The sequence below is a fragment of the Phycisphaeraceae bacterium genome, from assembly GCA_019636675.1.
Classification (GTDB): domain Bacteria; phylum Planctomycetota; class Phycisphaerae; order Phycisphaerales; family UBA1924; genus JAHBXC01.
In genome coordinates, this window is sequence record JAHBXC010000002.1 from 133,147 (window position 1) to 148,015 (window position 14,869).

Annotated in this window: 9 protein-coding genes; 6 read left to right on the forward strand and 3 right to left on the reverse strand. The window is 69.3% G+C overall.

Annotation, left to right across the window (positions count from 1 at the left end; all coding sequences use genetic code 11):
• Window positions 1-71 precede the first annotated feature (71 nt).
• A complete protein-coding gene (locus tag KF684_07250) occupies window positions 72-2,489 on the forward strand; it encodes a DUF3536 domain-containing protein (protein MBX3352715.1) in 2,418 nt (805 codons plus the stop codon).
• Between the two features lie 4 nt (window positions 2,490-2,493).
• Window positions 2,494-5,058, forward strand: coding sequence for a malto-oligosyltrehalose synthase (treY, locus tag KF684_07255; protein MBX3352716.1), 2,565 nt, complete (start codon window positions 2,494-2,496; stop codon window positions 5,056-5,058).
• Here the strand turns inward: treY and KF684_07260 are convergent.
• Window positions 5,039-6,115: a cobalamin-dependent protein gene (locus KF684_07260; GenBank protein MBX3352717.1), complete on the reverse strand. Its 1,077-nt coding sequence runs from the start codon at window positions 6,113-6,115 to the stop codon at window positions 5,039-5,041. The genes treY and KF684_07260 overlap by 20 nt on opposite strands.
• 164 nt (window positions 6,116-6,279) lie before the next feature.
• Between KF684_07260 and KF684_07265 the strand changes: the two genes are divergently transcribed.
• Both KF684_07265 and KF684_07270 read left to right on the forward strand, forming a co-directional pair.
• Complete coding sequence (locus KF684_07265; protein ID MBX3352718.1) at window positions 6,280-7,596, forward strand: aminoacetone oxidase family FAD-binding enzyme; 1,317 nt, start codon at window positions 6,280-6,282, stop codon at window positions 7,594-7,596.
• A gap of 29 nt (window positions 7,597-7,625) precedes the next feature.
• Entirely contained in the window at window positions 7,626-8,429 is an 804-nt protein-coding gene (locus KF684_07270; protein ID MBX3352719.1) for a TVP38/TMEM64 family protein, read from the forward strand.
• On the opposite strand, the gene KF684_07275 is transcribed toward KF684_07270, so the two are convergent.
• On the reverse strand, window positions 8,396-10,132 hold the full coding sequence (locus KF684_07275) for an AbgT family transporter (protein ID MBX3352720.1): 1,737 nt from the start codon (window positions 10,130-10,132) through the stop codon (window positions 8,396-8,398). The genes KF684_07270 and KF684_07275 overlap by 34 nt on opposite strands.
• 142 nt (window positions 10,133-10,274) lie before the next feature.
• On the opposite strand from KF684_07275, the gene KF684_07280 reads away from it, so the two are divergent.
• Window positions 10,275-13,673, forward strand: a complete 3,399-nt coding sequence (locus KF684_07280) for a PD40 domain-containing protein (protein ID MBX3352721.1) — start codon at window positions 10,275-10,277, stop codon at window positions 13,671-13,673.
• 240 nt (window positions 13,674-13,913) lie between these two features.
• On the opposite strand, the gene KF684_07285 is transcribed toward KF684_07280, so the two are convergent.
• Entirely contained in the window at window positions 13,914-14,117 is a 204-nt protein-coding gene (locus KF684_07285; protein MBX3352722.1) for a CsbD family protein, read from the reverse strand.
• 255 nt (window positions 14,118-14,372) lie between these two features.
• On the opposite strand from KF684_07285, the gene KF684_07290 reads away from it, so the two are divergent.
• Window positions 14,373-14,840, forward strand: coding sequence for a hypothetical protein (locus KF684_07290; protein MBX3352723.1), 468 nt, complete (start codon window positions 14,373-14,375; stop codon window positions 14,838-14,840).
• Window positions 14,841-14,869 lie beyond the last annotated feature (29 nt).

Genomic DNA, 14,869 nt, shown 5'->3' on the forward strand with positions numbered 1-14,869 from the left:
ATGAGGTATCTTCCCGCACGCCCGAGCGTCCGCCCGACCCGCACCTTTCCCGTCGCGCCCCGGTCATCCATATGGATCGATTCGTCTGCATCCACGGCCACTTCTACCAGCCCCCGAGGGAGAACCCGTGGCTGGAGGAGGTCGAGCTCCAGGACAGCGCGTACCCCTACCACGACTGGAACGAACGCATCACGGCGGAGTGCTACGCGCCGAACGCGGCGTCGCGTCTGCTCGACGACGAGGGGCTGATCCGCGAGATCGTCAGCAACTACGAGAAGACGAGCTTCAACTTCGGGCCGACGCTGCTGTCGTGGATGGAGCGCCACGCGCCGGCGACGCTCGCGGCGATCGTCGAGGCGGACAAGAGGAGCCAGAAGCGGTTCTCCGGGCACGGCAGCGCGATCGCGCAGACCTACAACCACATCATCGCGCCGCTGGCGAACTCGCGCGACAAGCGGACGCAGGTGCTGTGGGGCGTCGCGGACTTCGTGAAGCGGTTCGGGCGTCGCCCGGAGGGGATGTGGCTGGCGGAGACGGCGGTGGACGTCGAGACGCTGGATTTCATGGCGGAGCAGGGGATCGCGTTCACGGTGCTGGCGCCGCAGCAGGCGGCGCGCGTGCGAGCCGTTGGTGAGAACCTGTGGCACGACGTGAGCGGCGGGCGGATCGACCCGACGCGTCCGTACCTGCAGCGTCTGCCCTCGGGGCGGAGCATCGCGCTGTTCTTCTACGACGGGCCGGTGTCGCGGGCCGTGGCGTTCGAGGGCATCCTGAAGCAGGGCGAGCGGTTCGCCGAGCGCCTGATGAGCGGGTTCAACGACTCTCGCCCTTGGGCGCAGCTGATGCACATCGCCGCCGACGGCGAGACCTACGGGCATCACCACAAGCACGGCGAGATGGCGCTGTCGTACGCGCTGGAGTACATCGAGCGCACCGGGTCCGCGAGACTGACGAACTACGCGGAGTATCTCGAGCGCTTCCCCCCCGAGATGGAGGTGGAGGTCTTCGAGAACACGGCCTGGAGCTGCGCGCACGGCGTGGAGCGCTGGCGGAGCGACTGCGGCTGCACGACGGGGGGGCTGCCCGGGTGGAACCAGAAGTGGCGCGCGCCCCTGCGCCAGGCGCTCGACTGGCTGCGAGACCGCCTCGGCGAGGTCTTCGAGCGCGAGAGCGGCGGGCTGCTGCGCGACTGCTGGGCGGCGCGCGACGCCTACATCGCGGTGGTGCTCGATCGCAACGAGGCGACCATCGGCGCGTTCCTCACCGAGCACGGGGTGGGTGATGTCGTCGGCGACCGGCGGATCAAGGCGCTCAAGCTGCTCGAGATGGCGCGCCAGTCGATGCTGATGTTCACGAGCTGCGGCTGGTTCTTCGACGACCTGTCGCGGATCGAGACCACGCAGGTGATGCGCTACGCCTGTCGCGCGATGCAGCTCGCCAGCGATGTCGGGGGGAAGGACTTCGAGCCCGAGTTCCTGGACCGCGTGTCGGCGGCCGTGAGCAATGTCCCCGAGAACGGCGACGGGCGCGAGGTGTACGACCGGTTCGTGCGCCCGGCGAAGATCGATCTGCACACGGTGGGGGCGCACTTCGCGATGAGCTCGCTCTTCGAGGAGTACGCGCAGCGGGACAGTCTTTACTGCTATTCGGTGGAGGTGGAAGACTACCAGGGGTTCGTCGCCGGGCGGTCGAAGCTCGCGGTCGGGCGTGTCCGGATCGCGTCGACGATCGTCGAGGAGAGCGAGATCATCTCGTTCGGCGTGCTGCACCTGGGCGATCAGAACCTCACGGCGTCGGTGCGGCGCTACCAGGGCGAGGTCGCGTACAAGGAGATGCTGCACGACCTGTCCGGCGCGTTCTCGCGGGCGGACTTCGCGGACACGATCCGCTCGCTCGACAAGCATTTCCAGGAAGAGCGATGCTCGGTGAAGCTGCTCTTCCAGGACGAGCAGCGCCGGATCCTCGACGAGATCCTCGACGCGACGCTGTCGCAGGTGGAGGCGTCGTACCGGAGGATGTTCGACGACCACGCGCCGCTCATGCGGTTCCTGCTCGACTCAGGCGTGCCGATGCCCCGCGCGCTGCGTCTGGCGGCGGAGTTCGTCGTCAACATCGAACTGCGCCGGCTTCTCGAGATCGACGAGCTGGACGAGCCGTCGCTGGACCGGATGATCGGCGCGGCTCGGGACTACGCGCTCGAGCTGGACAAGCCGGCGCTGAGTTTCGCGAGCCAGCGCGCCATCGAGCGGCGCGCGTTCGCGTTCCTGGATAAGCCCGACAACTTCTCGCTGCTGCGAGACTGTGACCGCATACTCGCGGTCGCGGAGCGGATGCCCTTCGACGCGAGTCTGTGGACGACGCAGAACGTGTTCTACACGCTGCTGCGGACCCATTACCCGCAGCAGCAGGCGAGGGGAGACGAGGCGTCGCAGAAGTGGACGCACAAGTTCCGCGAGATGTGCACGCGCCTGCGCATCAGGGTGGGCTGACGGGATGGGCTCGACCGATCCGATCGCGTTCTACCGGCTTCAGCTGACGCCCGACTTCGGCTTTGAGCACGCCGCGCGCACGCTGGATCTGATCGCCGGGCTGGGGTGTTCGCACGCGTACCTTTCACCGATCTTCGAGGCGGTCCCGGGCAGCCGGCACGGGTACGACGTGACGGACCCGACGCGCGTGCGCTCCGAGTTCGGTGGGCGCGAGGGGTTCGAGCGTTTCGTGCGCGCCTGCCGCGAGCGCGGGCTCGGGGTGCTGATCGACATCGTGCCGAACCACATGGCCAGCAGCGAGCACGGCCCGCAGTGGCGCGACGTTCTCGCGCGGGGCGAGTCCTCGCGGTTCGCGAAGTGGTTCGACCTGCGCTGGCGACCGTTCGGGGCGGCGGGTCATCGGCGTCTTCTGCTCCCGATCCTCGGCGCGCCGCTCCGACGCGCCGTGGAGGAGGGCCAGGTGCGCGTGGTTCGAGACGGGGCGTCGGTCGCGATCGAGGCGCACGGCAGGCGCCTGCCGCTGCGCGACGACCCGGCGCACGCGTCCGACGAGCTCGACGAGCTGCTCGAGTCCCAGCACTACGCGCTGGTGCACTGGGAACTGGCGCGCGAGCTGGTGGCGTACCGGCGGTACTTCGACATCGGCGATCTGGTCGCGCTGCGCATGGACGACGAGGAAGTCTTCCGCGAGACGCACGCGCTGGTGGGCGATCTGGCGTCGGAGGGCCTGATCGACGGCGTGCGCGTCGACCACATCGACGGGCTGGCGGACCCGGCGGAGTACACGCGCCGCCTTCGGGGGCTGCTGAGAGACGCCTATTCGCGCGGCTCGCGCGAGGGCGCGGCGTTGATCTATGTCGAGAAAACGCTCGGCGAGGGCGAGCGTCTGCCGCGCGACTGGCCCGTGGACGGGACGACCGGCTACGACCTGCTCTCGTCGCTGACCGGCGTGCTGGCGGACCCGGGCGGGCTCGCGACCATCGGGAGCTGGTACGCGCGCGCGACGGGCTCGACCCCCGACCTCGAGAACGCCGCACTCGCGAAGAAGCTCGAGGTGAGCGAGCGGCTGTTCCGCGGCGAGACCGATGAGCTGGTGGACGCGGCGGTCGTGCTGGCGTGGGCGTCGCCCTCGACGCGCGACATCCGGCCCAGCGACGTGCGCCGGGCGGTGATCGCGTCCGCGGCGCGCTGCCCCGTGGTGAGGACCTATCTGACGCCCGATCACGCGAGCGACGACGATGTCCGCGCGGCGCACGCCGCCTGCGACGCGGCGGCGCAGATCCTGGGCGACTCCGACGCGCTGCGCGCGTTGGAGTTCGTGCGCGACGCGCTGGTCGGGCCGTCCCGCCCGGGCGACGACGCGGGGCGCGAGCGTCTGCGCTGGGCGTTCGTGACGATGTGGCAGCGGATGACGGTGCCCCTGGCGGCGAAGGGGTTCGAGGACGCGACGCTCTACAACGACGCGAGGTGCCTGGCGCTCAACGAGATCGGCGTGGAGGCGCGCGCGTGGGAGGGCGGCTGCACGGTGGGGGACTTCCACGACGCCAACGGGCGGCGCGTCGGCGATCACCCGCTGGCGATGACCACGACCTCGACGCACGACACGAAGCGGAGCGAGGATGTGCGGGCGCGTCTGTTCGCGCTGACGACGCTCGGCGCGGAATGGGTTGCGCTCGCCGATGAATGGGCCGAGGCGAACGCGTCGCTGAAGGATCGCGTCGGGGGCGTTCCGGCGCCCGACGCGATTGACGAGTTGTTCACCTACCAGACGCTGCTGGGGGCGTGGCCGCTGCACGGGGATGAGTTGCCCGAGTTCGTCCAGCGCGTGCGTCGGTACGTGGTGAAGGCGGCGCGGGAGTCGGGTCGTCACAGCAACTGGATCACGCCGAACGGCGAGTATGAGGCGGCGTGGGAGCGATTCGTGGAGCGTGTGTGCGCGCCGGGGGCGGCGAGGGAGTTCAGGGACGGCTTCCACGCGCTGCGCGAGCGGGTCGCGCTGCGCGGGATGGAGAACTCGCTGACGCAGTGCGTGCTCAAGGCGTTCGCCCCGGGCGCGCCGGACATCTATTGGGGGAACGACCGCTGGGACTTCAGTCTGGTCGACCCGGACAACCGGCGGCCCGTCGACTTCGGCGCCGCCGGCCAGTCGCTCGCGACGGTCGGCGGCGCGAGCGTCGAGACGGCGCGCGAACTGCTGTCGTCGTGGCTCGACGGGCGCGTGAAGCAGTTCGTCGTGCGCGAGGCGCTGCGTGCGCGCCGGGCTTCGCCCGGGCTGTTCACGAGGGGCGGCGTCGTGGCGCTGTCGCGCCAGGGCGATCCGTTCGTGGCGTTCGAGCGCCGCCTTGGCGAGCGATGCGCCGTGGTCGTCGCGTCGCGCGGGTGGGGCCCGGCGTGCCCGATGGTCGGGGCGGCGTGGGGCGACGCGTCGGTCGAGATCGAGGGCGGGAACGGCGGCGCGTGGCGCGAGGTGTTCACCGGGCGTGAGCGGGCGCTCGGGGGGCGCGCGGCGCTGCGCGACCTGCTCGATGTGTTCCCGGTCGCGGCGTTTGTCAGAGGACCGGGGCGCTGAGCCCGACGAGCGAGCGCGCGACGCGGACCGCGTCGTGGGCGTCGCAGGCGATGGCGTCGGCGCCGGCGTCCTTCCACGCGGTCTCGTCGTTGCAGAACGCGCGCCCGCCCACCAGCACGGGCACGCGAGCGATCTCGGGGCGTTCGCGCAGCATGCGGATCGCCTTGGCGACGTTGCGGCGCTGCGAGGGAAGCGTGGCGGAGAGCGCGAGCAGGTCTGCGCGGAAGTCGGAAACCGCCTGGACGAGGTCGGTCGCGGGCATGTTGTTGCCGAGGTAGATCACGCGCCACCCGTCGATGTCGAGGAAGTCCGACGCGACGCGCAGGCCGACGTCGTGCGTGTCGCCTTCGACGGCGGACGCGATGACCGTCCTGCCGTTGGCTGGCGACTTGGGCGCCCGGGCCAGGAGCTGCGACATGATCATCTTCGACGTCGCGGTGACGAAGTGCTCCTCGGCGACGGAGATCTCGTTCATGTGCCACATCCGCCCAAGCTCCTGCTGCGCAGGAACGAGCACGCTCAGGTAGGCGTCGTGCAGCGAGACCCGGTTGGCGTCCACGGCGTCGAGCACCATCGCGCTCGCGGCGCGGCGGTCGCCTTCGAGCAGCGCGAGCACGTACTTCGCGGCCAGGCGCCCGTGCGGCGTGTCGACCGACAGCGCCGAGGGCGCTTCGTCGGGCGCCGCCTCGAGCGCGTCGAGCGACATCTGGATGATCTGCAGCGGCTTGGCGCGCTCCGCTTCGGGGAGCTCGTCGGTGAGCACCTCACGCAGCGCGACGAGACTCTCACGCAGGTCGCCCAGGGGCACGCCGCGCGCCGCGAAGGCGATCTTGCCCCACAGCACCTGATCGATGAAGAGACTCGGGCGACCCTGCTGGATCGCGTCCGACAGGTCGTACAGCCGGCCAGTCAGATTCTCTTTCCACGCCAGGCGCGGGTGCGGCGCGAAGCGGTGCGCGACCTCGGGCCGGCGCAGCATCAGGCGTTCCGTCGCCAGGACGGCGTAGCCGGACGCCGAGGCGTCGAGGATCTGCGCAAGGAACGGACTGGGGGGCATTCTAACGGACATTGTTACCCGATTTTGTCGCACGGAGCGCGAGGTCGTGAGGATTTGTTCGGGCTTTCGCGGGTCGCGCTTCGCTGGATGCCGGGAAAGACGCGCCGACGCCGGACCGGGGCTTCTGGGTCGATTCCGCCCCCTCCCGGCCTACGCTGGGGGCCATGAGCGAGGCGCGAGCCGACATCGTGGTCGTCGGGGCCGGGGCCGCCGGTCTGATGGCGGCGATCTGGGCGGGCCGGGCCGCCCGCGGCGCCGGGGCTCGCCCCCGGATCGTCGCGCTCGACGGCGCCAGATCTCTGGGGGCCAAAATCCTCGTCGCAGGGGGTGGGCGCTGCAATGTGACCCACCACACCGTCTCCGAGGGCGACTACGCCGGCTCCAGCCGCAACGCGATCCGCAAGGTGCTGCTCCGCTACCCGGTCGAGCGGACGGTCGGGTTCTTCCGCGAGCTCGGCGTGCACCTCAAACTCGAGGACACCGGGAAGCTCTTCCCCACGACCGACAGCGCGCGGACCGTGCTCGACGCGCTGCTGGGCGCGGCCCGAGACGCCGGCGTCGAGGTGCTCCACCCCCGGCGCGTCGGGGGCGTGCGCGTGCTCGACGAGGGCTGGTTCGGCGTCGACGAGGACCCGGGCGCCGAGCACGGGAAGGGGTGGGGGGGCATCCTCGCGCGACGCGTGATCCTCGCGACCGGGGGGCGTTCGCTGCCGCGCAGCGGCTCGGACGGGCTGGGCCACGAGGTGGCGCGCTCGCTGGGGCACACGATCACGAAGCGCGTGTTCCCGTCGCTCGTGCCTCTGACGATGCCCAAGGACCACCCGCTGTGCGCGCTGTCGGGGCTGTCGGTGCGCGCGACGCTCGAGGTGCGATCAGGCGCCGGCAAGCGACTCGAGTCGTTCACCGACTCGCTGTTGTTCACGCACTTCGGGCTGTCCGGCCCCTGCGCGATGAACATCAGCCGCTACTACACCGACGCGCTCCGCGACGACCAGTCGTCCTCGCTCGTCGCCAGCTTCCTGCCCGAGCGCCGCGAGCAGCAGGTCGAGGAATCACTCCTCGCGCTCGGGAAATCGACCGTCGCTTCGTTCCTGCGCGACGAGTTGCCCGAGCGCCTCGCGCGCACGCTTTGCGACCTGGCGCGCGTCGATCCCTCGTCCACCGGCGCATCGCTCTCGCGCGACGCGCGGAAGTCGCTCGCCAACGCCCTCTGCGCACTCCGCCTGCCTGTTACCGGCGACAGGGGCTGGAACTACGCCGAGGTCACCGCCGGGGGCGTGCCGCTGAGCGAGATCCGCCTCGAGACCATGGAGTCCCGAATCGTGCCCGGGCTGCACCTCTGCGGCGAGATCTGCGACGTCGACGGGCGCATCGGTGGCTTCAACTTCCAGTGGGCCTGGGCGAGCGGGTTCGTCGCCGGATCCGCCGCGGCGGCGGGCGTCGCCGCCCCGCCGGCTCCCGCGCTCCCGGGCGGCGCGTGACGCGTCGGGGCGCCCCTAGCATCGCCCCCATGACCACCGACCAGCCCACGACCCCCGAGTATCCCAAGCCCCTGCCGGCCGAGAAGCGCTCGCTCCTCCAGCGACTCGGGCCCGCCGGCCTGCTCGGGCTGCTGTGGACGGTCGCCCCGGCGCTGGGAGGCATCTTCCTGCTCGCGCGCATCGACTACGCCAGCGAGTGGCTCCAGACGCACGGGCTGGCGATGTCCGTCTTCGTCTATGTCTCGATCTTCATCGTCAGCGCCGGGCTCGGCTTCCTGCCGACCTACGCGCAGTCCATCCTCGCGGGATGGGTCTTCGGAATCTGGATCGGAATCCCCGCCGCCCTCGCCGGTTTCGGCGGCGCATCCCTCATCGGCTACGCGATCGCGCGCACCGTCTCGAGAGGGCGCGTCGAGCGCGTCATCGAAGAGAACATCAAGGCCCGCGCCGTGCGCGACGCGCTCATCGGTCAGGGCTTCTGGAAGACCCTCGGCATCGTCACGCTCGTTCGCGTGCCCCCCAACTCGCCCTTCGCGCTCACCAACGGCGTGCTCGCGTCCAGCGGCGTGAAGCTCCTCCCGTACTTCATCGGCACCGTCGTCGGCATGACGCCGCGCACCTCCGCCGCCGTCATCCTCGCCAACCACTGGTCATCCCAGGGCGCCAAGAACATCCAGGAAGCCGTCAAGGACCGCGGCATGATGACGATCGTCGTCGGGCTCGTCACCGCGTTCATCGTGCTGGGCATCATCGGCTACATCGCGAACAAGGCCCTCGACCGCGTGACCAACGGCAAGGGTCAGCGCCCCGCGACGAGCAACCCCGCCGCCTGAACCGCCGACACCGCGCCGTCGATGACCTCCTTCGGCGCCAGCTCCGACGGGTAACGCGTCGGAGCGCCGGGCCCGACCGGCAGCCCGAACCCGAAGATCCAGACATAGAACAGGATCGTCCACCCGATCAGGAACACGATCGTGTAGGGCAGCATGGTGCTCACCATCGTGCCGATGCCCAGCTTCTTGTCGTAGCGGGTCGCCATCGCGAGGATCAGCCCGAAGTACGACATCATCGGGGTGATGATGTTCGTCGTGCTGTCGCCCACGCGATACGCGGTCTGGATGACCTCCGGGCTGTACCCGATCTGCATCAGCATCGGCACGAAGATCGGCGCCGTCACCGCCCACTTCGCGCTCGCCGAGCCGATCACCAGGTTCACCGCGGCGCACAGCAGGATGAAGGGCACGAAGATCACAGGGTTGTCCAGGCGCATCGCGATCAGCGCGTCGGCCCCCAGCACCGCGAGGATCGTCCCCAGGCCCGAATAGTTGAAGTACGCCACGAACTGCGCCGCGAAGAACACCAGCACGATGTAGAGCCCCATGCTCTTCATCGCGTCCGCCATCGCGTTGATCACGTCCACGTCGTTCTTCATCGTCCCGACGATCTTCCCGTACACCACGCCGGGGATCAGGAAGAAGATCAGGATCAGCGCCACCACGCTGTTGAGCAGGGGCTTGAACGCGTCGGCGCCCGTCGCCGCCGGGTTCGGGTTGCGCAGCACGCCGTAGCCGGGGATGTGTTGCATCCACGACGCCAGCCACGACGCCTGCGGCCCGGCGAGCACCACCGTCAGCAGCGTCACCAGCGCCACGCTCACCGCCGCCCAGATCAGCCCCTTGCGCTCCTGCGCGCTCAGACGACCGAGTTTCGGCGTGCGATCCACCGTTTCGTCGGCGTTGTTGACATCGTACTTGCCAAGACGCGGCTCCACGATCTTCGCCGTCACCAGCCACCCGGCGATCGTGATCAGGAAGGTGCTCGCGATCATGAAGTACCAGTTGACCGCGGCGTGCACCTCGTAATCGGGGTCGATCAGGCGCGCTGCTTCCTGCGTGATGCCCGCCAGCAGCGGGTCGATCGTGCCGATCAGCAGGTTCGCCGAGTACCCGCCCGAGACGCCCGCGAACGCCGCAGCCATCCCGGCGAACGGGTGCCTGCCCAGCGAGTGGAAGATCACCATCGCGAGCGGGATGAGCACCACGTACCCCATCTCGCTCGCCGTGTTGCTCAGGATGCCGGCGAACACGATGACCAGCGTGACGAGGTTCTTCGGCGCCGACAGCACCAGCGCGCGGATCGCCGCCGACAACAGACCCGACTTGTCCGCAACCCCCACGCCCAGCAGCGCGACGAGCACCGTGCCCAGGGGCACGAACTCGACGAAGATCTTGACCATGCTCTCGCTCATCCAGCGGACGCCCTCCGCCGTCAGCAGACTCCGCGCGACCATCTGCGCGCCGTCCGGCGCGTTGGGGCGCGGGTCCGCGACCGCCACGCCGAAGTGCGCCGCGATCGCGCTGATCACGATCACACCCAGCGCGAACAGCGCGAACAGCGTCACCGGGTTCGGCAGCTTGTTCCCCACCCACTCGATCCCGCTCAGGAAGCGGTCGAAGACATTCCGCTTCTTCGGGGGGGCGGGTGCGTCCGGGACCTCGGGAACGGGCGTGTGCGGCGGTTTGGGGCGTTCGGTCATGGCGAGAGCAACATAGCGTCGCGCACGCCGCGCAGGGGGAGTCCGACGCCGGAATCCCGCTCCGAACGCGACCCGACCGCCGATTCGGCGGTACGCTTGGCGTCCGCCGTTTCGTCCTGTTCCGTCTTTCGCGAGGACCTCCATGCCGCGCTCACGCCCGATCTCCGCCACGCTCCGCACGCTCGTCGCCCTCGCCGGCCTCTCGCTCCTCGTCCACCCCGCCCTCGCGTCCGACGACAAGGACGCCAAGAAGTGGGATGTCGACAAGGGCCTCACCGGCAAGACGCGCGAGCAGCGCATCGACACCACCGAGGGCACCTGGATGTCCCTGGATGTCTCTCCCGACGGGCGCGACATCGTCTTCGACATGCTGGGCGACCTCTACATCATGCCCATCACCGGCGCCCCCGGCGCCGAGCCCCGCAAACTCACCTCGGGCGTCGCCTGGGACATGCAGCCACGCTTCTCGCCCAACGGAGAGTGGGTCGCCTTCACCTCCGACCGCACCGGCAAGAACGGCAAGGGCGGCGACAACATCTGGATCATCAAACGCGACGCCGACCCCGAGTCCCTCCGCCAGATCACCCAGGAAACCTTCCGCCTTCTCAACGGCCCGAACTGGCACCCCTCCGGCGAGTACATCGTCGCGCGCAAGCACTTCACAAGCAGGCGCTCGCTCGGCGCGGGCGAGATGTGGCTCTACCACATCAGCGGCGTCGAGGGCGGCGGCGCCGGCGGGCTCCAACTCACCGAGAAGCCCACCGATCAGAAAGACGTCAACGAGCCCATCTTCTCCCCCGACGGGAAATACCTCTACTTCTCCGAGGATGTCGCGCCGGGCTCCAACTTCGAGTACGACAAGGACTCCAACAGCCAGATCTACGTCGTCAACCGCCTCGAGCTCGAGACCGGACGCAGCGAGCGATACATCACCGGACCCGGCGGCGCGGCGAGACCCACGCCCTCGCCCGACGGCAAGACCATCGCCTTCGTCCGTCGACACGACGGCAAGAGCACCCTCCACCTCTTCGACACCCAGACCGGCAGGATCACCCGCCTCTACGACGACCTCGAGCGCGATATGCAGGAGGCCTGGGCCATCCACGGCGTCTACCCCGCGTTCGCGTGGACGCCCGACGCGAAGTCCATCGTCATCTGGGCCCGCGGCAAGATCCGCAAGGTCGATGTCGCCTCGGGGCGCGCCGAAGAGATCCCCTTCCGCGTCCGCGACACACGCACCATGGCCGAAGCCGTCCGCTTCCCCATCGAGGTCGCGCCCGAGCAGTTCGACGTCCGCGCCATCCGCTGGACGAATGTCTCCCCCATGGGCGACAAGGTCGCCTTCCAGGCGCTCGGCAAGATCTACATCAAGGACCTCCCCAGCGGCCAGCCCCGGCGCCTGACGACGCAGAACGACCACTTCGAGATGTACCCGTCGTTCTCGCGCGACGGGCGCTCCATCGTCTACACGACCTGGAACGACGAAACCATGGGCTCCGTGCGCGTCGCGCCCGTGGTCACCGGCGCCAACGCGCCGCTCCCGCGCACCCTGACCCGAACCCCCGGCCACTACATCGACCCCGTGTTCTCGCCCGATGGCAAGACCGTCGTCTTCTCCAAGGTCGGCGGCGGCTGGCTCACCTCGCCACTCCACAGCCACGACACCGGCGTCTTCCGCGTTTCCTCCGAGGGCTCCGAACCCACCCTCGTCACGCGCAGCGGGTCGCGACCCCAGTTCGCCGATCGCTCCGACCGCGTCTTCGTCGAGCGCGCCTCCGGCGGGCGCGACGCCGACAACCGCACGCTGGTCTCCATGAACCTCGACGGCAGCGAGGAGCGCACCCACTTCACCAGCGACTGGGCCACGCGCTACGCGGTGTCTCCCAACGGCGCGTGGGTCGCCTTCATCGAGCGTTTCAACGTGCACGTCGCGCCCTTCGTCCAGACCGGCAAGACCGTGAAGGTCGGCCCCTCCGGATCGTCCACGCCCATGGCCAAGGTCACCACCGACGCCGGCGAGTGGATCCACTTCTCGGGCGACTCCAAAACGCTCCACTGGTCCCTCGGGCCCACGCTCTCCTCGCGCCGCCTCTCCGACACCTTCGCGTTCCTCAACGAGAACCGCAAGATCCCCGACGAGCCCGTCACCACGACTGCCATCGGCTTCAAGCAGGCGCACGCGAAACCCCAGGGCCCCGCGGTCGTTCTGACCGGCGGGCGCGTCGTCACGATGAACGACAACAACGACGTCATCGAGAACGGCGCCGTCGTCATCGAGGGCAACCGCATCACGCAGGTCGGCAAGGCGTCCGACATCATCACCCCGCGCGGCGCGAAGATCATCGATGTGGACGGGCAGGTCATCCTCCCCGGCTTCGTCGACACACACGCGCACGGCAGCCAGGGCGTCGCCGGCATCATCCCCCAGCAGAACTGGGTCAACACCGCGCAGCTCGCGATGGGCGTCACCACCATCCACGATCCCAGCAACGACACCAACACCATCTTCGCCAGCAGCGAGATGGTGAAGGCCGGCCTCGTCCCCGGCCCGCGCACCTTCAGCACCGGCACGATCCTCTACGGCGCCGCCGGCTCGTTCAAGGCAGAGGTCGACTCCCTCGACGACGCGAAGTTCCACCTCCGGCGCATGCAGGCCATCGGCGCGTGGAGCGTCAAGAGCTACAACCAGCCCCGGCGCGACCAGCGCCAGCAGGTCCTCGCCGGCGCGCGCGAACTCGGCATGATGGTCGTCCCCGAGGGCGGCTCCACCTTCATGCACAACATGACCATGATCGTCGACGGCCACACCGGCGTCGAGCACACCCTCCCCGTCGAACGCGTCTACAAAGACGTCCTCGATATGTGGAAGGGCGCGCAGGTCGGCTACACGCCAACCCTCTGCGTCGCCTACGGCGGCCTGGGCGGCGAGAACTACTGGTACGACAAGACCGAGGTCTGGCGCAACGAGCGCGTCACCAACTTCATCCCCATGCACATCGTCGAGCCGCGCGCTCGCCGGCGCACCACCGCCCCCGACGAGGACTACAACCACATCCGGCAGGCCGCCCTCGCCAAGCAGATCTACGACATCGGCGAGACCGTCCACGCCGGCGGCCACGGCCAGCTCCCCGGCATCTGCACCCACTGGGAGATGTGGATGTTCGAGCAGGGCGGCATGACCCCCATGGAAGCGCTCCGCTCCGGCACCATGCACGGCGCGAGGTACCTCGGCCTCGACAAGGACATCGGCTCCCTCGAGGTCGGCAAACTCGCCGACATCATCGTCATCCAGAAGGGCAAGGACCCAACCGCCGACATCCGCGATTCGGAATTCATCCAGTACACCGTCGCCAACGGGCTCGTCTACGACGCGAGCAACCTCAACATCGTCGCCCCCGTCGAACGCGCACGCAAACCCTTCTACTTCGAGATCGCCGGCGCCGACACCCTCAGCGCGCCGCTCCCGGCCGACGCCATCATGCACGGCGCCTGCGCCGGCTGCGGGCGCCCCGGCCTGGGCGCGTCGCTCATGCAGCCCTGACCAACCCCGCTCGACCGCGACATCCACGAGCAAAAAACGGCACGACCGGATCTCTCTCAGGGTCCGGTCGTGCCGCATCGGGATGCGCCGGCTCGCGGCGATCCCGCCCTCGCGAGTGAACGCGCGGGCAACGAATGAGGCGATTCGGTGAATCCCGCCGCGACCCTGTGCCGCCGCGGCGGGAGATCGGGAGTGGCAGTTCGTTCTCGCTGTCCCGTGGCAGCGCGGTGAATGCAACGGTCAGGTCATCCTGTCGGCCGCTCGCTTGGTGGTCTTCTCGACGCCCTCGCGCGCGTCCCCGACCTTCTTCTCGAAGTGACCCTTGGCGCGGTCGGCCTTGCCCTCGGCCTGCAGTTTCTCGCTGCCAGTGGCGCGACCCGCGGCCTCTTTGACCTTGCCCTTGGCCTTGTTCACGGTCCCTTTGGTCTGCTGTTTATTCGGCATGGCTCGTCTCCAAAGTTGTCCGGCAGTGGGGGAGGGGGCTCGTCGCCCCGTGTCCCGTGTCTCACAGCAGGATCTTCGCCCCGGCGCGTGGTCATCCGGTGAATATGCGGTGAATCCACCCTCATTCCGCCTGGTCCCGCGTGCCGCTCCCCGGGCCAGGCCTCGCAGTTCCGAACGCCCAGCCAGCGCAGGCCCGAAAAATCCGCGCGCACCGCTCATTGACATGACTATTCATGCCGATGTATAATGATGCACATGGTCGCGCAGAAAGCCCGTCGAGGGCGCCTCATCTCGGACATCATCGCCCACGGCGGCGTGCACTCGCAGGAGCAGCTCCGCGAGTTGCTCCGCGCCGAGGGCGTCGATGTCACCCAGGCCACCCTCTCGCGCGACCTCCGCGATCTGGGCGTCGCCAAAGGCCCCGAGGGCTATGTCCTCCCCGAACCCGGCGCGCAGCCCGCCCTCGCCCGCACCGACCGCCAGCAGGCCGTTGAACGCGCCATCCGCCAGCACCTCATCGAGGCCGAGCAGGCCGGCAACCTCGTCGTCCTCAAGACCGCCCCGGGCCACGCGCAGGCCCTCGCCGTCGTCCTCGACGGCGCCGGCATCGACGGCGTCGTCGGAACCATCGCCGGCGACGACACCCTCTTCCTCGCCTGCCGCAGCGGCGAGCGAGCCAGATCGATCGTGCACCGTTTCCGCGTCTTCGCCGGTCTCGAGTGACCCGCGAATCGACGCGTTGAAACGCGTCC

What these genes read in the sequence shown, in the direction of transcription:
- KF684_07250 (MBX3352715.1), top strand. Translation starts at nt 72, where the DNA reads ATGGATCGATTCGTCTGCATCCACGGCCACTTCTACCAGCCCCCGAGG.
- KF684_07275 (MBX3352720.1), bottom strand. Translation starts at nt 10,132, where the DNA reads ATGACCGAACGCCCCAAACCGCCGCACACGCCCGTTCCCGAGGTCCCG.
- KF684_07280 (MBX3352721.1), top strand. Translation starts at nt 10,275, where the DNA reads ATGCCGCGCTCACGCCCGATCTCCGCCACGCTCCGCACGCTCGTCGCC.
- KF684_07270 (MBX3352719.1), top strand. Translation starts at nt 7,626, where the DNA reads ATGACCACCGACCAGCCCACGACCCCCGAGTATCCCAAGCCCCTGCCG.
- KF684_07285 (MBX3352722.1), bottom strand. Translation starts at nt 14,117, where the DNA reads ATGCCGAATAAACAGCAGACCAAAGGGACCGTGAACAAGGCCAAGGGC.
- KF684_07290 (MBX3352723.1), top strand. Translation starts at nt 14,373, where the DNA reads ATGGTCGCGCAGAAAGCCCGTCGAGGGCGCCTCATCTCGGACATCATC.
- KF684_07265 (MBX3352718.1), top strand. Translation starts at nt 6,280, where the DNA reads ATGAGCGAGGCGCGAGCCGACATCGTGGTCGTCGGGGCCGGGGCCGCC.
- treY (MBX3352716.1), top strand. Translation starts at nt 2,494, where the DNA reads ATGGGCTCGACCGATCCGATCGCGTTCTACCGGCTTCAGCTGACGCCC.
- KF684_07260 (MBX3352717.1), bottom strand. Translation starts at nt 6,115, where the DNA reads ATGCCCCCCAGTCCGTTCCTTGCGCAGATCCTCGACGCCTCGGCGTCC.